This window comes from Roseburia lenta, assembly GCF_014287435.1.
Classification (GTDB): domain Bacteria; phylum Bacillota; class Clostridia; order Lachnospirales; family Lachnospiraceae; genus Pararoseburia; species Pararoseburia lenta.
The window spans coordinates 555,907-575,674 of the sequence record NZ_JACOPG010000001.1; the positions used below are offsets into that span (position 1 = coordinate 555,907).

27 protein-coding genes, 1 tRNA gene and 1 pseudogene are annotated in these 19,768 nt (G+C 43.0%); 2 read left to right on the top strand and 27 right to left on the bottom strand.

Annotated features, from left to right (window positions below):
• Positions 1 to 25: 25 nt before the first annotated feature.
• The 4 genes from H8R94_RS02735 to H8R94_RS02750 all read right to left on the bottom strand — a co-directional run bounded on the left by H8R94_RS02735 (position 26) and on the right by H8R94_RS02750 (position 2,917).
• Positions 26 to 1,465, bottom strand: coding sequence for an RsmF rRNA methyltransferase first C-terminal domain-containing protein (locus H8R94_RS02735; protein WP_186853798.1), 1,440 nt, complete (start codon positions 1,463 to 1,465; stop codon positions 26 to 28).
• Positions 1,466 to 1,489: 24 nt separating this feature from the next.
• Complete coding sequence (locus tag H8R94_RS02740; RefSeq protein ID WP_118280864.1) at positions 1,490 to 1,777, bottom strand: hypothetical protein; 288 nt, start codon at positions 1,775 to 1,777, stop codon at positions 1,490 to 1,492.
• 11 nt (positions 1,778 to 1,788) lie between these two features.
• The gene (locus H8R94_RS02745; RefSeq protein WP_118280863.1) at positions 1,789 to 2,040 is read right to left on the bottom strand and encodes a helix-turn-helix domain-containing protein; all 252 of its coding nucleotides are present in this window, start codon (positions 2,038 to 2,040) and stop codon (positions 1,789 to 1,791) included.
• A gap of 106 nt (positions 2,041 to 2,146) precedes the next feature.
• Positions 2,147 to 2,917 (bottom strand): adaptor protein MecA, encoded by a 771-nt coding sequence (locus H8R94_RS02750; protein ID WP_118534591.1) that lies wholly within the window; start codon positions 2,915 to 2,917, stop codon positions 2,147 to 2,149.
• A gap of 278 nt (positions 2,918 to 3,195) precedes the next feature.
• Here H8R94_RS02750 and H8R94_RS02755 point away from each other — a divergent pair, with 278 nt between their 5' ends.
• Entirely contained in the window at positions 3,196 to 3,540 is a 345-nt protein-coding gene (locus H8R94_RS02755) for a hypothetical protein (RefSeq protein ID WP_186853799.1), read from the top strand.
• 13 nt (positions 3,541 to 3,553) lie between these two features.
• Here the strand turns inward: H8R94_RS02755 and H8R94_RS02760 are convergent, their stop codons facing one another.
• From H8R94_RS02760 to H8R94_RS02770, 3 genes are read right to left on the bottom strand one after another with little or no spacing between them, the layout of a single operon-like run.
• Positions 3,554 to 4,219 carry a phage baseplate protein gene (locus H8R94_RS02760; protein ID WP_186853800.1) on the bottom strand — a complete coding sequence of 222 codons (666 nt, stop codon included), beginning with the start codon at positions 4,217 to 4,219 and terminating at the stop codon, positions 3,554 to 3,556.
• Positions 4,146 to 5,291 carry a GH25 family lysozyme gene (locus H8R94_RS02765; RefSeq protein ID WP_186853801.1) on the bottom strand — a complete coding sequence of 382 codons (1,146 nt, stop codon included), beginning with the start codon at positions 5,289 to 5,291 and terminating at the stop codon, positions 4,146 to 4,148. Before H8R94_RS02765 ends, H8R94_RS02760 begins: the two co-directional genes overlap by 74 nt.
• Positions 5,278 to 5,712 carry a phage holin family protein gene (locus H8R94_RS02770; RefSeq protein ID WP_186853802.1) on the bottom strand — a complete coding sequence of 145 codons (435 nt, stop codon included), beginning with the start codon at positions 5,710 to 5,712 and terminating at the stop codon, positions 5,278 to 5,280. Before H8R94_RS02770 ends, H8R94_RS02765 begins: the two co-directional genes overlap by 14 nt.
• Positions 5,713 to 5,819: 107 nt before the next feature.
• Between H8R94_RS02770 and H8R94_RS02775 the strand changes: the two genes are divergently transcribed.
• Positions 5,820 to 6,125 (top strand): hypothetical protein, encoded by a 306-nt coding sequence (locus tag H8R94_RS02775; protein ID WP_186853803.1) that lies wholly within the window; start codon positions 5,820 to 5,822, stop codon positions 6,123 to 6,125.
• Positions 6,126 to 6,138: 13 nt separating this feature from the next.
• Here the strand turns inward: H8R94_RS02775 and H8R94_RS02780 are convergent, their stop codons facing one another.
• From H8R94_RS02780 to H8R94_RS02870, 20 genes and pseudogenes are all read right to left on the bottom strand, one after another.
• Positions 6,139 to 7,413, bottom strand: coding sequence for a phage baseplate protein (locus H8R94_RS02780; protein ID WP_186853804.1), 1,275 nt, complete (start codon positions 7,411 to 7,413; stop codon positions 6,139 to 6,141).
• Positions 7,414 to 7,426: 13 nt separating this feature from the next.
• Positions 7,427 to 8,464 carry a siphovirus ReqiPepy6 Gp37-like family protein gene (locus tag H8R94_RS02785; RefSeq protein WP_186853805.1) on the bottom strand — a complete coding sequence of 346 codons (1,038 nt, stop codon included), beginning with the start codon at positions 8,462 to 8,464 and terminating at the stop codon, positions 7,427 to 7,429.
• Between the two features lie 2 nt (positions 8,465 to 8,466).
• Positions 8,467 to 9,315, bottom strand: coding sequence for a phage distal tail protein (locus H8R94_RS02790; RefSeq protein WP_186853806.1), 849 nt, complete (start codon positions 9,313 to 9,315; stop codon positions 8,467 to 8,469).
• Complete coding sequence (locus H8R94_RS02795) at positions 9,315 to 11,324, bottom strand: phage tail protein (RefSeq protein ID WP_186853807.1); 2,010 nt, start codon at positions 11,322 to 11,324, stop codon at positions 9,315 to 9,317. The genes H8R94_RS02790 and H8R94_RS02795 overlap by 1 nt, the downstream gene beginning before the upstream one ends.
• A gap of 98 nt (positions 11,325 to 11,422) precedes the next feature.
• Positions 11,423 to 11,959 carry a Gp15 family bacteriophage protein gene (locus H8R94_RS02800; RefSeq protein WP_186853808.1) on the bottom strand — a complete coding sequence of 179 codons (537 nt, stop codon included), beginning with the start codon at positions 11,957 to 11,959 and terminating at the stop codon, positions 11,423 to 11,425.
• Entirely contained in the window at positions 11,956 to 12,366 is a 411-nt protein-coding gene (locus H8R94_RS02805; RefSeq protein ID WP_186853809.1) for a hypothetical protein, read from the bottom strand. Before H8R94_RS02805 ends, H8R94_RS02800 begins: the two co-directional genes overlap by 4 nt.
• 3 nt (positions 12,367 to 12,369) lie before the next feature.
• Positions 12,370 to 12,882 (bottom strand): hypothetical protein, encoded by a 513-nt coding sequence (locus H8R94_RS02810; protein ID WP_186853810.1) that lies wholly within the window; start codon positions 12,880 to 12,882, stop codon positions 12,370 to 12,372.
• Positions 12,860 to 13,270, bottom strand: coding sequence for a hypothetical protein (locus tag H8R94_RS02815; RefSeq protein ID WP_186853811.1), 411 nt, complete (start codon positions 13,268 to 13,270; stop codon positions 12,860 to 12,862). Before H8R94_RS02815 ends, H8R94_RS02810 begins: the two co-directional genes overlap by 23 nt.
• Positions 13,267 to 13,539, bottom strand: coding sequence for a hypothetical protein (locus H8R94_RS02820; RefSeq protein ID WP_186853812.1), 273 nt, complete (start codon positions 13,537 to 13,539; stop codon positions 13,267 to 13,269). Before H8R94_RS02820 ends, H8R94_RS02815 begins: the two co-directional genes overlap by 4 nt.
• An 85-nt stretch (positions 13,540 to 13,624) precedes the next feature.
• Positions 13,625 to 13,987: a DUF6751 family protein gene (locus tag H8R94_RS02825; RefSeq protein ID WP_186853813.1), complete on the bottom strand. Its 363-nt coding sequence runs from the start codon at positions 13,985 to 13,987 to the stop codon at positions 13,625 to 13,627.
• Complete coding sequence (locus tag H8R94_RS02830) at positions 13,987 to 14,343, bottom strand: head-tail connector protein (protein ID WP_186853814.1); 357 nt, start codon at positions 14,341 to 14,343, stop codon at positions 13,987 to 13,989. The genes H8R94_RS02825 and H8R94_RS02830 overlap by 1 nt, the downstream gene beginning before the upstream one ends.
• Positions 14,344 to 14,361: 18 nt before the next feature.
• Entirely contained in the window at positions 14,362 to 14,562 is a 201-nt protein-coding gene (locus H8R94_RS02835) for a hypothetical protein (RefSeq protein ID WP_186853815.1), read from the bottom strand.
• Positions 14,563 to 14,572: 10 nt separating this feature from the next.
• Positions 14,573 to 15,442, bottom strand: coding sequence for a hypothetical protein (locus H8R94_RS02840; protein WP_186853816.1), 870 nt, complete (start codon positions 15,440 to 15,442; stop codon positions 14,573 to 14,575).
• Positions 15,443 to 15,454: 12 nt separating this feature from the next.
• Entirely contained in the window at positions 15,455 to 16,051 is a 597-nt protein-coding gene (locus H8R94_RS02845; RefSeq protein ID WP_186853817.1) for a phage scaffolding protein, read from the bottom strand.
• Positions 16,052 to 16,107: 56 nt separating this feature from the next.
• Positions 16,108 to 16,178, bottom strand: a tRNA-Arg gene (locus tag H8R94_RS02850).
• A gap of 34 nt (positions 16,179 to 16,212) precedes the next feature.
• A complete protein-coding gene (locus H8R94_RS02855) occupies positions 16,213 to 16,377 on the bottom strand; it encodes a cysteine-rich KTR domain-containing protein (protein WP_330592974.1) in 165 nt (54 codons plus the stop codon).
• A gap of 111 nt (positions 16,378 to 16,488) precedes the next feature.
• Positions 16,489 to 16,698 carry a hypothetical protein gene (locus tag H8R94_RS02860; protein WP_186853818.1) on the bottom strand — a complete coding sequence of 70 codons (210 nt, stop codon included), beginning with the start codon at positions 16,696 to 16,698 and terminating at the stop codon, positions 16,489 to 16,491.
• Complete coding sequence (locus tag H8R94_RS12265) at positions 16,691 to 17,161, bottom strand: polymorphic toxin type 50 domain-containing protein (RefSeq protein WP_330592982.1); 471 nt, start codon at positions 17,159 to 17,161, stop codon at positions 16,691 to 16,693. Before H8R94_RS12265 ends, H8R94_RS02860 begins: the two co-directional genes overlap by 8 nt.
• 54 nt (positions 17,162 to 17,215) lie before the next feature.
• A pseudogene (locus H8R94_RS02865) lies at positions 17,216 to 18,340 on the bottom strand (phage minor capsid protein); the annotation flags it as partial.
• Positions 18,341 to 18,371: 31 nt separating this feature from the next.
• Entirely contained in the window at positions 18,372 to 19,733 is a 1,362-nt protein-coding gene (locus H8R94_RS02870) for a phage portal protein (RefSeq protein WP_186853820.1), read from the bottom strand.
• Positions 19,734 to 19,768 lie beyond the last annotated feature (35 nt).

Genomic DNA, 19,768 nt, shown 5'->3' on the forward strand with positions numbered 1-19,768 from the left:
AAGTACTTTTTTATATTTTTTTAAATTATTTATATGTAATCCTCAACCCTTTCGGATAATGATTTTTCATGGTCGTTCCGGTTAGTTTGCCCCAACCGAGCGCATAACCATCCACTGTGATCAGATGCCATCCCGGCTCGCCGTCTGCCGTAAAAGTCTCTCCCCGCAGATAAGCATAGACCGTCTCGTCCTTTGACGAAAGATCCGTCACGTGCCGAACATCTTCCTTATATAAAGTAAGTGCCCATGCATGTGATGGTTCAAAGCGGTTTTTCTTTAATGTTCCCAAATGCAGTCCCGGGCGCAAAACTTTCAATCCTTTTAAAGCCGGCATATCCTTTGGCACAAGATATAACTGCTCGCCAAAAGTAAGATACTGTCCCTGCGCAAGTGTCTCCATCCAGTCCTTTGCCAAACAATCCTTTGCAAATTTCTGCAATTCTTTCTGTTCTTTGTATGTAGCCGTCTTTTCCCATTTATAGTCTATGAGCGGACACGCTCCGTCCTTCTCCATCACTGCCACGAAATGTCCTTCTCCATGTAAAAGATGTGGCCAAAGACGGATCGAACGCTCCAGATGCTCTGCCACCGGAAGTACTTCCTCGGGATCCGGTGCAAACGCGCTCTCGCGGATAGCAAAATCCTCGTACCAGTCTGCCCGTCCCGGGCTCATGCCTTCATACTTTGGCACCTCCACCAGATGCATGTCGCTGTGTATCGCTAAAAAGCGGCTGATACTGCCCTCGTTTTCATCCGGTGCAAAGGTACAGGTCGAATAGACCATCCGCCCACCCGGCAGCAACATAGCGTATGCTTCCTCCAGGATCTCGTCCTGCCGCGCTGCGCAGGTCCTCACATTTTCCAAAGACCACTCATCTACCGCCATCTCCTGCTTGCGGAACATGCCCTCACCGGAGCAAGGCGCATCCACCATGATCCGATGGAAAAACATACCAAAATGCCTGCGCAGGTCTGCCGGAGCCGCATTGGTGACAAGGGCATTTCTCACACCCATGCGTTCCACATTCTCGGATAAGATCCTAGCTCTTGCCGGATGGATCTCATTGGTCACGAGCAGTCCTTCCCCTCGCATCTGTGCCGCGATCTGCGTTGTCTTACCACCGGGCGCTGCGCAAAGATCCAGCACTCGCTCACCCGGTCTGGCTTGCAGATAAGCCGCCGGTGCCATAGCACTCGGCTCCTGTATATAATAGACACCCGCCTCATGGTAAGCATGCTTGCCCGGTGCAGCCTCCGCACCATAATAAAATCCATGCTCTGCCCACGGGATCTTTTCCAGAGAAAACGCATCCTCTGCTAATGCCAGAAAATCCTCCTGTTTTCCCTTTCCTATATTAAAGCGCAAGCCCTGGTATTTATTCTCATCATAACTTTTCAAAAAAGCTTCATACTCTGCCTGCCCTAACATTCTCCTCATTCTCTCACAAAATGCAAGTGGTAACATAATCTGCTCCTATCCCAACAAGCCCTATATCACATTTAAAAGCAAACGATTGCGATCCATACGATCCAACTGCGAAATACTGCGTCTCGCCCTGCCGTACAGATTGCGGTTGATCGAAAAGACACAGATCTGATCCGCACCTCGATATTCCTCGCGTTTGTAAAAAGGGATCCGCTTCCAGTTCTTGGTAAAAGGAATCGCATCCTGCAATAAAATATCTGTCGTGTGATTACTCACGCGTCGGTTCGTCGTGCTGCATAAAACAACATCCTTGTCTACATGCTTATCCAATTTTGGTGCTCTCTGTCTCATGTAAATATCCTCTACTCATCCTCTATTGTGATCGTAACCTGCTTCCCCATGCTGGCAGCCACCCGTACCATAAAATCCAAAGAAGGATTGTATCGGCCGCTCTCCATCCGGGAAATATTGGATTTCTTCGTGCCGACACGATCTGCCAAGACCTGCTGCGTCAAATGCTGACTCTGTCGGATCGCACGGATCTGTCTGGCAAAATCTGCTCGAATATCCTGATTCATCTGTGGCACTATGCCATCTTCGTATCTCTTTTTCATTTCATCACCAGCCTCTTTTATATTATCATATATGATAACATTCTGTCAATAAAAAAGATAGAGAAAACGGCGGTGTTTTCGCCATTTCTCCACCTCTTATCATGCATTATAAACGAGCCAATGTCTCGACCGCATTTTCCTTGCAAAGTATGTTTCCATGCTCAGCGATCACGGCTCCACCATGATCATCCGTCAGGATCTCCTTGCCATACTCTGACACCACCAGAATCACACCTGCCACCTGATGTTCTTCCTCTGAAAACTGAAAACGCAGATAATATGTATCTTTATATTTGTATGCAGCACTGGAAAGCCCCTTTTGTGACTGTAAATGATGACAGGCACTAATACAATCATCTAAATTAGAAAAAGCGACCCAGATCGGTGTATTTAAGACCGTCCTCTCCTTTTTCGCCTCTTGTGGTGCCTGCTCCTGCGGGCTGGTCTCTGTTGTTTTTTCTTCCTCTGCTGTCAGCCCGGCTTCCTCTGTCTCAACACCTTCGAGCGCATCTGCTTCTTTTTGCAGTTTTTCCTTTTTCGCATCTAACTTTCGTTTGGCTTCTTCCATGATCTCCTTGAAATCCTGCAGACGTTTGCCGAACTCTGTCAGCGTCTCCTCGGTGCTACCGTGATCTTCGCCACTAATGACAAGCGAAACATCACCTTCCGGCATAACCGCCATCTGAACACTAAAACAGCGTCCCATATCCTCATCAAGGTTCAGTTCATATTTAGCCTCTGCAAGAATCTCACGCAAGAACGCCTCTGTCTTGTCTCGATGATCTAGGAAATCTTCAATCTGGATGCCCTTTTGGCTCATCTCTTCCTGCGAAATTATGCAATGGATCTTGTGTTCATCAATCTTGCGAAACTGCATATGCTCACCTACTTTCCTGTCTCTTCAAATAACAATATAATAATTGATATGTATAAAAAATGCAATATATAACACTCTTGTCTTCGGATCATAGAGTTTACCGCAAAAATTCCACTGAAATTCCAGCCCCTTATAGAAAAAAAGCCCCGAACCCATTTGGATTCGAGGTTTCTATAATACAATGCCGGCGGTGGGCAGAACACACTTTCTCCTAAACCCTAGTAAAATCAATGGTTTCAGCGATTTTATTGTTCACTTTTTTTCGAAATGGGGCAAAAATGGGGCAAATTATATTTTTTATATCACTAAACTTAAAGATGGAATCCGCTATTACAACCAATAATATTGCAACCTGGTTGACATCTCATATCATGGCAAAAACTGTGCAGATTACTACCTCTGTGAATCCGTACTCTTTCAAGGAAGTTACGATTTCGCTTGGCATTACAGGAAACTACATTGTAATCAGTATTGAGCCTTATGTTGTCGGTGAGGCACTGGCACATATTACTAATCATTTCTTGGATGGTAATGGCAATGTGAAAATAGATGTGACTAATGCACACCCCACTGACACAAATACCTTGTACGTTGGTGCACGGATAAGATATATAAAGTTGTAGACATCCTATATATTTATTTTGTACGTTCCCAAATATACACAGCCTTGTATGGCGGCATATTGTTGTGTGCATTTCCGCTGCCATTGGCGGATGTAATACCACTATTTCCACCTGTGGTGCTTTGGTTTGTGACTACCTTGTGATTATGATTTCCGGCTATATGCATTATATCCATTATGTCCGCAAGGCATAGATTAGCTGCACTACCACCACTAACACTGATGATACCTCTCGTACCATTTCCAGAATTAAATGTATAGTAATCTTTAGAATTGTGAACATGGCTACCTGCGGCACTCGTTGAACCACTCAACTCAGGAATGCTATGAGTATGTCCATTTAATCCATGTGTATGCGATGGCATTTCAGCCGTTGTTAAAGTGTGCGCGGCTTCACCTCCGATAGAATTGACAGCATAGGAAGATGAAGTGCCAAGCAGAAATCTCCCCTCGACCTTAGACCAGGATGTACCGCCATAAATGGCGATTACCTTGGCTTCGGTATCAAGAGTAGTAGATTGGACTATCATGCCAACATGGGATCTGACTAATTCCATCTTTAAGTTTAGTAATGAAAAAGAGAGGACCGAAGCCCTCTCCTGTATCTTACACAAAACACAAATACACTCCATCAATAGGTTTGCCATAGGTTCCGGCATAACCATCTTGTTTCTTTCCATCTGGGGAAATTCCTGTTTCATTGTCGTACTGCCACGAGTAAAAGTTGCTGTTCTTATCAACTGATACGCTGTACTTTGCTTTTTTATAGCCTCCGATTGCTCTATGTAATGCATCTGGTGTAACGTAATACATCATCACTGCATCAATTTCGTTCACTAGATCTCCGGCAAAGCCATTTTTTCTATCATTGACATCATAACCAGTAACCACTGAGTACCAGCCTTTACCTCTGACATGTGCCTGCACACGTATCTGACCTTGTGATGCTTTTGCCATAATACCTACAATAATTTTCTTTTCATTAAGCCCTGCATAATCCTCCAGGTTCTTAACTTCCGGAAGCCATGAGACCTTTCCTGTTGCTTTGTCCTTTACAGCAACACGATAAAAAGCATCTACTGATGTATTTGTTGCTGGTAAGACCTCTGGCTGCTGCACCGGTGCAACTGATGGCAATTCAAAATAGCATTCGTTCACATCTACTGATCCTGCTACTCCCGGAACAGTTCCACGGCTAGAATACTGCCACATATCTACCTTTTCAAGCGCCGGCTGATCGTGTGCCGTTCCATCGTTTACTCCGTACTTAGCCGCCCAAATCAAATTGCCTTTTATCATCTCATAATGAAGCCTTGTCTTAAACCAACTTTCAGACGCATAAACACCTGCCTGCAATCCATGTGAACGTACCTGTTTACAGAAAGTTCTTACAACTGCTGTTCTCTGATCCTGTGATAATCCATCTGCACGTACTTCCCTTGCAGTACCATCACCATCCTCTGAATCAATAAAAATAGGAAGGGTTGCTCCATATGCTGTTGCCATGCTTACCGCATAATCAGCTTCCTCTCTCGCTTCATCTTCTGTTATAGCCTGTGACATGAAATACACACCAAACGGAACTCCTGCAGCCTTACACTGTTCTGCATACATTCTAAACTTGTTATCTTCTGAAATCACACCAACCACATATCCTCTGTAGCCACATCTGATAATAACACCTGATACATTCTGCGCCACAGCGCTCCAATCTGTCACAGTGTTGTATTTTGATAAATCAATCACTCTCATTCTTTTTTCCTCCTTCTGCTTTTGTCTCTAAAATATCAATTGCTTTTATGATTACCGGTGGCATAGGGACACCCATTAGTCCTGCGTTTTCAACTATTGAAATCGTCTCGTTCGCGATAAACGCTATAATCACCGCGTCTCGTATGTAGTTTGTCCCAATCACTAGATCCAACCTATAAGCCACCAGCACCAGTGCAAGTGTTGCACATTTTCGACACAAGCCCTTCCAACCTGCCTTGCTCTCCAAGGCTCCGGTCTTTGTCTTGGTTGACTGTTTGAAAACTCCAGCAACGATTAACCCGGTGATATAGTCGATTGCCATAAAAATGATAAGTGTCTTGATTCCAGCATCCAAACCTCCAAAGGCTGTGCTGATTGCTGCGCCCACGATTCCCGCGGCTGTACATATAATTCCTTTCATAAGTACTTCTCTCCTTTTCTATTTTTTATCTATTCGATCAAACCTATTTTTCAAGGCATTATGTTTTTTATTTGCTTTTCCTCCTTTTTTATTCACTAAACTTAAAGATGGAATCCGCTATTACAACCAATAATATTGCAACCTGGTTGACATCTCATATCATGGCAAAAACTGTGCAGATTACTACCTCTGTGAATCCGTACTCTTTCAAGGAAGTTACGATTTCGCTTGGCATTACAGGAAACTACATTGTAATCAGTATTGAGCCTTATGTTGTCGGTGAGGCACTGGCACATATTACTAATCATTTCTTGGATGGTAATGGCAATGTGAAAATAGATGTGACTAATGCACACCCCACTGACACAAATACCTTGTACGTTGGTGCACGGATAAGATATATAAAGTTGTAGACATCCTATATATTTATTTTGTACGTTCCCAAATATACACAGCCTTGTATGGCGGCATATTGTTGTGTGCATTTCCGCTGCCATTGGCGGATGTACTACCACTATTTCCACCTGTGGTGCTTTGGTTTGTGACTACCTTGTGATTATGATTTCCGGCTATATGCATTATATCCATTATGTCCGCAAGGCATAGATTAGCTGCACTACCACCACTAACACTGATGATACCTCTCGTACCATTTCCAGAATTAAATGTATAGTAATCTTTAGAATTGTGAACATGGCTACCTGCGGCACTCGTTGAACCACTCAACTCAGGAATGCTATGAGTATGTCCATTTAATCCATGTGTATGCGATGGCATTTCAGCCGTTGTTAAAGTGTGCGCGGCTTCACCTCCGATAGAATTGACAGCATAGGAAGATGAAGTGCCAAGCAGAAATCTCCCCTCGACCTTAGACCAGGATGTACCGCCATAAATGGCGATTACCTTGGCTTCGGTATCAAGAGTAGTAGATTGGACTATCATGCCAACATGGGATCTGACTAATTCCATCTTTAAGTTTAGTGAATTAACATCCTGCTCATGCTTTGCCACAGCACCTTTGATTGTTCCGTCAGATATGCCAGCTATACTTGTCGTTCCTATGTCTGAACTAATTGAATCAATCTGTTCTTGCAAGTGTGCCGCCTCTGTTTGATTAATTGCTCTTTGAATCAGCTCGATGTTTTCATTTACCTGTGCCTGTAATTGGTCAAACAATGCTGTTGTATCAAACTCCTGTACTGGCATAGCATAGCCACAGCGTTCTGTGACCAGTCGTGTATCGGTAATACGTTCAGTTGTGATTGTTGATGAATTTGCAGAGACATAGAGATTGGCAAGACCTATTTCGTAAATTCCACCTGTTCTAGTCAATTGCGGCGGCTCTGTAGAAGAGTTACCTTTAACGACATACAAGTCGATATCACGAAAATCAATATTGTCATTTAAACGAAGTACAACACTATCTATTCTGTCTGTAGTACCTGCAGCTTGAACAACCATCGTTCTACTCTCTGTTTCATAGCCTGTTGCACCTTCAATAAGGCATGCGCCAGGTTTAACAACAACCTGCATACCCTCGTCTGCTACCACTTGAAAATTTGTGGATGGGTTTGGAAATACCCCATTAGAATAATAATTTTTGAATAAATTTCTAAGAATATCAGAATCTACTGCCCTATCATATTCTGGATATCCTGCTTCATCATATGTTACCTGTGATGTAAATGGAAATGATTGCATTGTGATTACCTCCTTAAAATTTTCTATATACTTTCGGAACTTTTGTTCCAAAGGTAGGTACAGCGGTATGTTGACCTTCCTTAAATACTTCATTCACTTCTATGATTCTGGTCGCCAGATTTGTCTGCAATGCATCTACCACAATCTCAACCTTATCGCCCAGATCATAGTCTTCCAGATATTTAATTCCTCGATCGACTGTTTCAACCGATATGCTGGTAACTTGGCTGTATGATTTCTGCATCGTTTCAAGTCCGGCCAGCGCCAATGATTGCTTGTACTCCTCAAGCGTCTGACTATCTGAATCGTATTTCATTGATGTCTTATCCAGATACACCTTATTTTTATAGCCGCCATTCGATTGGTCGATGATTACCTCGATCTGGTTACCATCCTCATACTGTCCGTTTCCTACAACAACGGCATAGTTCTTGGCAGCCGAATTATCAATTGTAATCTTCTCATTCTTTATATTACGAAGTTGACCAGAGAAGACAGCAAACGGATTGATCGTCTGGTCCATTGTCCGCTCTAATCCCTGCCACACCTCAAACCGGATCTGATTATTTTCGTAGTCATACCGGGTGCGGAATGACATATCCTGCGTCTGCAACATCTCATACAATTGGGATGCCAGATTCTTCCCGGTGGATTGAATCGATATGGTATCACCGCGATGTTCACCATCCGACACCTGGAGCAAAGGAATATCTTCCTTGAACTTTGTAACCATATCTACCGCTACATCCTCCAGTTTTCCGCTTTTGATGTAGCGAGGATAGATAATCTTGTCATTCAATTTGTACTCGAGGAAGTACCCTGACACTTGCATATACGCACCTTGATAATCTGTCTTGTACTCCGATTTTTGAACAATCCCAGTCTCCGGCCGTTCATTGGTGTATATGTATGCCATATTCGGTTTATAGTATTTAATTGGAATCTGAACACTGTACTCACCCGGCTCATAATACCTACGAATCCATTGAAGATTCAGATATTTGATATATCCAATTGGATTAAAATCTGCATCTAAAGCCAACAACTGCATGATCATACCCCCAAGTACAATTTGTTATAATATATCGTTACCGACATATTTGCATCTCCTGTATCGGCCGCAAATCCGATTTGAGATGTTCCAACATCCAAATTCATAGATGTGAATGTAGATTGCCGATCAATCTTCTGTATGATGTTCTCTCCATTCTTACGAATTGTAGCGTTGGAAAAATCAATCTCCAGAATATCTCCAGCGACAAAACTGTCGATTACTCGGACAAAATAATCATCTTTCACAATCTTTGGGTTGGTAGCATCGCCATTGAATTTCACTCTTGCCGTGCAATAGGTACCAACATCTCCATCATTGCTGATCTGTACCAACTTGGCAAAGTTATATGCAGATGCAACTGTCTTAATCTTTGCCGTTTGAATAAACGGAAAACCAAACATTTTCGTCTCACTTGCAATATCGTTGCCGAAGTTGTCCTCTGATCTAAAGTACGGATCAGCGCAATAGAATTTGACCTTCATTGTCATATTCCGGTATACATTCCCGGCCGGAATGGAGAAACCTTCTATTTTCCCCTCAATCCACCTTGTTACCCCTTGATATGTCACATGTATCTTATAGGTATACTTCGGATTGAAAAACCGCACTGCTCTGGAACGCAGTTCTTCATTTCTCATGGGAAAACGTGACTTCGCTTCAACATAAATATCGCGATCATCAACTCGATCTCCTGATACGATTGCTCCATCACCCACCGCATTCTTATCTGAAAATATAGATATGTTCGGTGCATCAACGCCCTCTAATTTGGTTATCTTCCAATCAGAAAGACCTATAGTAAATTCTTTATTGTCACTTCTAACGCATCGTACCGTTGTTGTCTTCATCAAATTCCACCTGCCAATCCAAATGTCATTGTATTTTCAAACGTGCGCCGGATAGCATCCGGGCTTGTCTGTGTATCATAAAAGTTAAACGTTTGGCTATTTCCATATCCCATCATGGATCTGCCTGTCACATTGGCTTTTAATGTTCCAAGGCTTGCCTGTGCTGTATTTACGATGGAATCTCCAAAACCTTCCATACCATCATCCATACCAGCCACGCACATCTTACCAATGTATTTGAACTCTCTTGATGGCGAATGGATACCAAAGACTCCTTTGACCTTGCTGATCACATTTCCCATGAGATCACCCACGCTTTTTAGCAAGATACCTCCCATTCCTAGGATTCCATCAATAAATCCTTGGATCACGTTCTTGCCTATATCTTTTAACGAGACACTGCCAAATGTCTGGACCATATATATCAATAACGTCCCAACTGTATTCAGTAAGGTTGACAGCATTCCCATAAAGCCACTGATCATACTCTTGATGCCGTTGGCTGCAATGTTCTTTAAGGTCTGTGGTAATGACTTTATCGCCCCTTCTACAGCCTCAAAAATCATTGTTCCGGCACCTTTCAATGCTGATACCATACCGACAATACCATTTTTTAGAAGTGTGATTGCCTTGCTCCCCAGTTCCAACCAGTTGAACGCCGACCACACTGCCACAATAGCTTCTATGATCTTGGGTATATTTTCTATCAGCACCGGTATAGACTGGATAATCCCCTCTATCAGCATCATGAGGATCTGCACACCTGCCATAAGGATCGTCGGCATATTATCATTGATAACATTAGCAATCGTCGTGATAATGGTCGGCAGCATCTCTATAATAGTTGGCAGACTCTTTACTATCCCCTCCGCCAATGCCAGCATCAACTTGATACCCACATCGATCAGTATCGGTGCATTCTCTGCTATGGTCGTTGCCAGATCTTGTATCAATGTAAGCATCTGCTCTATAAAAACCGGCAACTGTTCTGGCAGGCTCTCTGCAATCTGAAGCATAATACTAGCCAGTGCCTCAACAAGCATAGGTATCGTTTGTGTAATGCCCTGTATCAGTGTCGGCACACCCTGTACTATAATGGTCGCGATTCCACTCAAAACACTCGGTATCACATTGATCACCGCCTGCAATAATGCTGGCAGTATAGAAACAAGGCTATTGATCAGACTAACTGCACCGTCAACTAATGCTGGAAGCAGACTAGATATGATCGGTGGTAGTTTAGGTAACAGGTTTGCCGCCAGTTCCGTGATTCCTACTGATAACTTGGGTAGAATATTTTCAATCACAGGCAACAGATTGGATAGCATTGTTTCTGTAGAGGTCGTAAATTCACTAACCAATCTCTCAATATCCGAATTGGAATCACCTAAGCCGGTAACCAGATTCTCCCAGGATGCTTTCGTCATGTTGATGGAACCTTCGACAGTCGTTGCCGCTTCTTTCGCAGTAGTGCCTGTTATATCCAATTCGGTCTGGATCACATGAATGGCATCCGTTATATCTGCAAAGGAAGATATATCATAATGAATGCCTGTGATCTTCTCCGCATCAGCAAGCAACCTCTCCATTTCTTCCTTCGTGCCGCCATAACCTAATTTTAGGTTATCCAGCATAGTATAATTCTGCTTGGCAAATCCCTGATAAGCATTCTGGATGGATTCCATAGCGGTACCCATCTTATTTGCATTATCCGCCATATCGGTAATGGCACCGTTTGCCTTTTCTGCTGCCTCAGCAGTATCACCATCTAATGATGCAATCAGCGATGCACTAAAGGATGTCACCGTATCCATGTAGGCATTCGCCGATAATCCGGCTGTCTTATATGCATTATTTGCATATTGCATAACCTGATCATATGCCGTCTTGAATAGTGTATCTACACCACCTGTCAACTGTTCATATGCTGAATAAGCACTCACAGCCTGCTTGGTCAATATTCCCAATCCGGTTGCTGCTGCACCTACTGCCGCTCCGACTGCCACCATACCGGTCGTAGCAACACTGCCGATCTTCTTTAAGCCGGTAGTAACTCCGTCTGTATTTAATTTTGTATCAAATAATAATGATCCATCAGCCCTTCTCTTTACCCTCCGAAGGTCTTACTAAACTCGTCTAATTCTTCTTGCTCCTCTTCCGTAAGTGGTGGTATGATTTCCCAGGTTCTTTTCAATTCCTCATAAACATCAATATCTTTCCTATCTTCCTTTTTATAGGACCGGTACTGCATGATATCTCGTAATTGAATTGTCAGGCCTCTCATAAGCGCCAGAAATACGTGCCAATGCAAATATTCTATACTCGTCAAGTCAATCTGATAGTGTTCCCAGAAACCTGCGACGATAAAATCTGAATCTATCCTATAGTCCAAAATAATTTCGTCTGATCCACTACCTCTTGGTACCTCATTATGAGGCGATGCAAATTCCATAAGTGATGCGACATCGCATCGAATTGGCATATCATTCTTAAACAGATACGACACATCAACCAACTGCCCGCTTCTCATCGTTTTTACATCCTCAAAAAACCTCAGCCACATCCGGAAGTCTGTGTGTATGGAATAAGCCCTGCCATTCACTGTAACTGTGTTTGGCAGGGTCTTTCTTGTTAAATCAATCATCGGCTAAATGGGGTAACATTGCCCTGCGCAATGCCACTTCTTGCAATGCTGTCAAGTGCATGTGTAATTCCTGCCATTTGTTCAACTGGAATGCGTCGCATGTGATCTTCCATCTGCTGTGTCTGATACTCTTCGAGAGGCTTGTCATAGGCATCCATAATCTTTTTGAATGTCAATGTCACCTCACACAAATCTACCTCATCAATGTTATCTGAACCAAGAATTTCATTAGCATTCTCTGTCCCAACAAGACCAACGATAAATCCATACAATTTCTTGTACTTTTCTCGGATGCTCAATCCTTTCTGCTCGTCAATCCTTGACACTCTTTCCATTTCTTCAACAACTTTTAACGTCTTACTCGGCAAATCATACGACCGATCATTGATAATAACTGTATAAACCATCGCTTACTCCTTTTTTGCAAACACCGGTGTCCCTTCTGACACGGTACATGTTCCTCTCTCGATTTCGTAGATACTGAATTTGAAATAAATCTTTTCTGCAACAGAATCAAAATGATCCAAAATCAAGGTAGATTTTGTATTCCATGCATTGAATTTCTCGGCATCTGTTGTTCCAACATTGCCGGCAAACACAATCAAAAGATTTTTCTTTACATCTTCGCCTGTTGGCAAATTCATAAACATATCATACAAATAGTCGAATGCAGCATCTCCTTTGTTACACTGTAATTCCTGCGCCAATTCTGGTTTGTAGTACTGCACATCTGTTGTAGGCATTTCATTTTCAATAAAATCATTTTCCTCTGTCTGTGCATTCAAAACCAAATCAAAAATGGTTGATTTTCCAATTCTTGCATACTCTGGAGCAACATCTGTTGCTGTATTTAAGAATGGAATTGTTTTATACTTCTTTAATCTCTCTAAAGCCCTTGTCTTATACCTCTCTTTCTCGTTCATAAGTGACAGATAATGATAACTGATATAACGTGTCCTTTGAATCTGTTTCCATCGGATATGGATTGCCAGTGATCTCTATCCGAAGAATACGTCTGTTTCCATCAATACTTGGAAATGCATATGTAGTACCCAAGTCATCAGCCCAATAGGTCAACTCTTCCAGGAACTCATCCACTTCCATGCGTTCTGATTTCGATGTTGTTGATTGCCTTACGAAAAACTGATAACCCTCTGTGATTTCATAAGAGCCATCATTATTTTCTTGCACATCCCTATTTGGACTACGAAACAGACCATATTTGTCTGAACCATCTGCCACATGGTTGATGTCTATCTGCATCTTGCCATATTCTTTGAGCAGATCTACGATATACTTTGCTATTGTCACGCTTTTCCCTCCGCTAATTTTTGTGCGCCTGCCAGAATCTGTTTTTTATACTTTTGCTTCATTCGCTCAAACCAGTAATTGCCTCTTTCTGGTGCTTCCTGAAAATTAGCCGGCATATAATACCAACGTCTCGCATATGGTGTCCGGTATCGCAACTCTCCGCTCCCAACGATGGTATTTGTCTCAGCTGACTTAATCAGGATATTGGCATTTTTTGGCACCATAGGCTTACAGAGTCGCAGGCACTCATTATCTACATACTGCTGCACTCGCTCATATTCTCCCAATCCATGCTTATGGATAATCTCTGTTGGATTGCACTGGACTGCCTTCAATCTAAATAAATCTGCCGCCCTAGAAAAGCACCACCTTTACATTTTGTAAAAACCTACGATTAGAATTGTCATTAACACTCTTAATTGCTCCGCTTCTCGAAAATTGCTTTCTCAAATCAGAAATACGGCTGCCCTTAACATCCTGCACATCAAAGGCTATCTCGCCATATACAATGCAATCCTCTTCGTTAGTTGCATCTAGTACAATATCTTCATACGTCCCCTTTGGAAATGTAATAGTTACAGTTCGTGCCACATTTACAACTCCATTGGAATCTACCGTCTTTTCCGTATGTTCAGACCATTGCACACCATGAATAACTATCCTTTTCCATTCGATGTCTGACACCTTATGGAACAATGTGATTACATCTTCAAACATCAATACGCACCTACTAACCCTGTCCCAGACAGCCACGCACATATCGACCCTCGCAACTCTTCTCTTAGCTGCTCTGCCGTCTGAATCACGTAACTTTCTGAATATCCATCATTACTAACGGATGCCAAGCCTTGCCCTTTGACACTCTTGGCATCGTCCGCCATCTTATCAATGACATTACAGATGCACTCCTGCAACTGACTATATCCGTATGTTTCCTCAGTGATCTGTCCCCACCGAATAATACCGATAACACGTTGCACTTCATTTTCCGCAATGGCTTCGGCGATATCAAACTCTTCCTCGCTCACAATATGATGAAGGGAGCGATACTGCTCCCATGTTACTTTTGCCATCTCGCTCCCTCCTTTCTTTTACTTCTTAGGCTGCAACTTCTCATTCTCCTCTTTGAGTGCGACATTTTCTGCCTGTAACTTCTTATTTTCCTCTTTGAGTGTGGCATTTTCTGCCTGCAATTGCTCATTCAAAGCCTTAAGATCCTTAATTTCCTTTTTCAGTTTTGCATCTGTACTCTTTTTCTCCGGCTTTTCAGCCCCTACACCTACTCTTCTCATGTGCCACCTCCTACGCTTTGCTGTTCATGTAAATACCTGCGCGCTTGTTGACGTAACCGTCTACGATCCCATACTTACGATACTTAACAATATCTGCATCTGCATCTGGGTTGCTTGAAGCAAGAATGATATTGCTGGCCGTATGCTTGTCAAACTTGATAATTGCCGGCTTATGCACGATCATAAAGTTGATGTCTGCACCATTACTAGCCTTCTTATAATGACCTGCTTCCTCTCCTAAGGTCTTACCATCAAGCAAATCAATGGCTGTATAGAATCGTGCCTGCGGAACGACCTTCTTTACAGCAAATTTTCCAAGAACCTCTCTTGATTTTGTCGTATCGAGAGACATAACACTGTTAAGCAGTGTCGCGGTTGCATAAAGGATACGACTCTCCTGCGGCACCTCGTCTTCGTCCATCTTAGACCATGCAGTAAGCAGAGCGTCCAAGAACTGTGAAGCATTGTCAATCGTCCCTGTGTCCTTTGAAATGCTTTCCAAAGATGCCAGTGTGGCAAACGTGAACGCATCCGCCTCCGGCGCCACCTTCTCGCGCATAAGCGTTGCACCTGCCATTCCAAAGGCAAGGTTTCTGGATTCCTCATTGTCCATAACATCAACAGAGATCTTTGTACCTCTGTCATAGTTGAATGTGGCGGTCTTCCACTTGAGGTCTACTGCCCCTGTGGTATAGCCGCTGTTACGATCATACTCGCCAAGACCAGTGACGCTGATCTGCGGATATACGATTTCATTTGCATTGGCACCAGCCCTTGACATAGTCGCGTCAGAAGTCAAATCCGCTGTTACGGATGCACTTCTGTATACCTCATCAAGCAAACTGGTATAGTTTTTTGCTAAAGCGATTGTGTTTGGCATTTAGTTTTCCTCCTATTTCTGTTCTGTTGTTACAGGCGGCAATCCCATAGCGGCGCGCATAGCAGCATCGCTGTCCTGATTACCCGTCTTGGTTACTGATCCGATCGGATCTCCTTTGCCTAAAACATTAGGCTCCGGTTCCCCGAACAGCATCTTACTATCCTCCGCTTCTGTCAGTGCCTTAAGCGCTGCGGTGATATCCTCTTTCTGATTCTTTGATGCCTTAAGGGTATCAATATCGAGAAGTGCCGTAATTGCTTTTGCATTCTTTCCATTGGCAGATGTGATAGCCTCTCTCAGAATGTCGTTGAAGTCTCTGTCAGCGATTTCTTTCTGGTGATTCTCATCCTTTTCTTTGATGTCCTGCTCCAGATCAGCAATCTTCTGCTTCATACCGCTGACATCTGCGTCCTTGAACTCTTCAAGGTCCTTTTTCAAATCCTTAATGGTGGTTGACTGCGTGGAAGTCTTTTCCTTTTCAGATTTCAAATCTTCCTGCGCCTGCTCCAGATCCTTTTTGACTGGATCATACTCTTCGTGGTGCAAATCAAGCACCTTGTCAATTTGTTCCTTGGACAATCCAAGTGCTTCTAAGTCTTCTCTCTTCATTCTCTTATCTCCTTTAACGATGATTTATTTAACGTGGGGGAATCACCCACAGATAATTGCGGACGGCGGACTTGAACCACCATAGTCGGCTTAGGAGGCCGATATGCTACCTTTGCATCAATCCGCGGCAATAAAAAAGAGCCAAATAACAAATTCTCATATCAAGAATTCACTATTTGGCTCTTAGGCTCTATTGTAACTATGCTTTCCCGCTTGCAATATTTGCAATATGCTGGGAAATTTTTTAATTGAGTGTCCGACCTCAATCGAATCATCTTTGGATTCCCACAGTGTGGACACTCTTTCCACAAGTATGTATATTTCACTAGAATGACTCCTCTTTATTATTGTAATACCGTGGAATATACAATGCAATAAAAATCTATTTTTGTATGTTGACAAAGAAAAAGCCACCGCATTCCTGCGATGGCATTATATCAGTTAACTTTCTCAATAGATTGAATATCACTTTGATAAAACTCTATGAGTTTACCATCTGACAATATGGTAATCCCATCTTCTGCTTTTTCGTCATCTGAGCGTTCGCTCTCATCTGTAATCTCCTGCGCTTCTCCAGTGAACTCATTACCATCTATATCAACAATCTTCACTTTTCCACAATACTCAAAATTCCATATATTAATCATAGTTATTTCCCCTTATTGGAACGATATGAGCACCACGCTTTGAATAATGAATCACGGCTTTCTTTGTCTCAATATAATCTCCTTTGCAATAATATCTACCGATAACATTATCGCAAGTGATTTGCTCCTGTGGTCTTGGATTTCCATTTCTATCTACCTTTATTATACCAGTTCCAGCCTTATTATCAATGATATTTTGTGCTTCTTCTAGGCTAATTGTTAAAATGCTCTGTGGATTTCCACCTTTGGACGTTCTAGTCTCTAAATACTCTTTATATTTAACTGTTCCATATACGTGTTTTTGATATTCCTGTTGTTTGAGTTTTGTTGAATATTCTCCTATCTCAATCTTTTTCGTAATGCTACTTGCCGGAATTTGCGGTATTCTTGTCAGTCCTTTATTACTTTTTACCTTATCGAACCCTTTTATTTGTTTGTTAAGGTCGCTACTTCCACTTGCAATTCTAAGCCTATTATTCTTAGTCTTAACACCGGCCGCCGCGCTGAACTGCTTATAATCCGAATTCTGTTTCCGTAATTTGCTCTGTAACTCCGCGGTTTCACCACCGATGGCTTTCTGCGCTTCAATCTCACGCTTGGTAGCCCGGATGCCGCGCTCCATCTTCCGCTGTTGCTGTGATACCTGGTAATAGTCATACTCTCTGCCATTGATTTTGACCGGATCAGGCTCTTCCAAATCATCCGGTATAATTGATGCGCCCTCCCAGAACGGATAGAAGTCATGCGTACAGTTTACCCCCTTAAGACCGGTAGCCATCCCATATCCTGTCTCTTTGAAGAAATCCGGGTACTTCTTGCTCTTACCAGAATACGAAAAAACCTTATTCTGCCAAACAGCGTGCTCCGGTCGGCTTCCCATGTGCTGTGAGGTAATGACAAGATCCTGCCCGGATGATTTAAGGTTCTCCTCCATAATCTTACCGGACAACTGACTTAACCCTGTCCGCACTGACATTCTGGCAGCCGTGTCAAGTTGATAAGAGCGGCCATTCGCATAATCAATAGACCGCAATCCACTTTGAGCGAGTCGGTGGACACAATCATTTACTGCCTGATCATATGAGAATGTCCCTGTTGCTACCTTAAGAAGTGCCAGATCCATCTCTCGCTGATACGCATTTAGAACTCCAGTCGTACCAAACACAGTGTTCTTAAATCCCATTGTACGTGTAAGGTTCTTAAGTTCGCCGGCCGTCTGCTTCTGAAATGCCAAAAGCAACTGACTCATGCTGTTCGGCTTCTTTAAGTCAACACCATGCTCCTGCCACATGGAAAGGTCATTGTTCCATGCCATATTGCCTGCTTCTGCAACAAGGTCATTACCTGCGGCCTTTGCCTCTTTCACGGTCTTGTTGATGATGTCCTGCACTTCCTGCTTATAGGCTGCGGTGTTTTCGGCAACTGCCATCTTATAGTTTTTGTCTGCGCGGAGCATCTTCATGACATCTGCCTGTATCTTTTCGGCAGAGTACCCCTGCTCAACCATAGATTTCGCCATAAGTTCTGCGGTCTCGGTGTATCTCCCGGTATTCTTCACACGGCGGGCAATATCAGCAATAACCTCATCCTCTAAATTCTGGTATAGCCCCATTATGTACTTGTCAATTAGAGTATCAATCTGTTCTTCTGATAATGCCCTTTAAATCACCGCCTTAATCTTCCATATCGTCAACCGGTTCCTCTGTATACTGTATATACTTCTTCGCCTCGTCTTCCGGGATGTTGTATTTCTCCATAAGATACCACACCTTTAAAATCGGCACATCTACAAATGAAATCGCATCTGCTCTCATGGCTTCCAGTTTCGTCTGCTTGTCCTCAACGTAGGAATCATCAAACTCAATAGACAATTCTTCCTCTACATCATATGACGTACCAGAGAATTGGTTGGAGAACCACATGGCTGCATGGATGATATCCTCTATATAATCGCTCGCCTGTTTCCGCTGTTTGTTGAGTTCCTGCATAGAATCCTGCTTTGTGCCAATGTACTCCGTTGCAGTGGTAATCTTCCCATTCTCGAAGGTGTACTTCTTACTGCCATAGCCGAACTGCATCGACAGGAGAGACAATACAAGTTCAAATGCCTTTGTAATCTGCTCCACGCGAATCTCCGGGTTATACTCCTGCACCAGCGTCTTTTCCTCCGGAAACTTTCCGCCATTTTCACCGAGCAAAATGAAAATCTCTTTCTGCTGCTTTGTCAAATACGGATTTCCGTCTTTATCCTTCTGGATGCAAGCAAGTAACTCATTGATAAATACCAACTTCTGGCCCTTGTCCAAATCACCATACAGGATGTTATAACAAAGGTCTACCGCCTTAAACAGTGGGATGGAATTGTAAATCTTCGGTAATCCATACCCATCCATATTGTCGAGATTGTTCACATCCGCATTCGTCATAATGGAAAATGGCTTGATATCTCCGAGTTGAATGCTGGATGATTCCGCATCCAATTTCCGACCAAACTCATCAAATACAACCGTATCTGCCTTGTATCTGCCATTCTCAAGAGTGAAAATGACAAGCGTAGTCTTTTCTTTACCTTTAACCGTATTCGTTGCACTAAAGGCGCACTCTGTGACAAGTTTGTTTTCCACTGTAAGAGGGATAATGCAATCAGCATCGCAATAATTGATGCGGATATCACCGCCTCTTATCGACACGGTCCCGTCTGCCGATTCCAAATAGTCTGCATTGCGCAGATAGATATAGGCTCCGACAGTTCCGGTTGCAGAGGTTTTCTCCAACTGCTCCCGGTAACGGACATCGAAGCGGTTGTCTGACAGCAGATTTTTAATGAACTCCTGCGACGCGCTCTCTTTCTCCGGCGCAACTGATACGATTTCACACAAATTCGCATCGTCGGCACAGCACCGCTTTGCGAAGTTCATCTTGCTCAACTCATAATCCACGTTGTTCAGATTTTTTCGCTTGTGGAATTCATCAATATCACGATTGGAATACCAATCATCGCACAACTTAATGATCGACAGCGCATTCTGATTCACTGAATACCCTAATCCATTCAAATACACCTTTACAC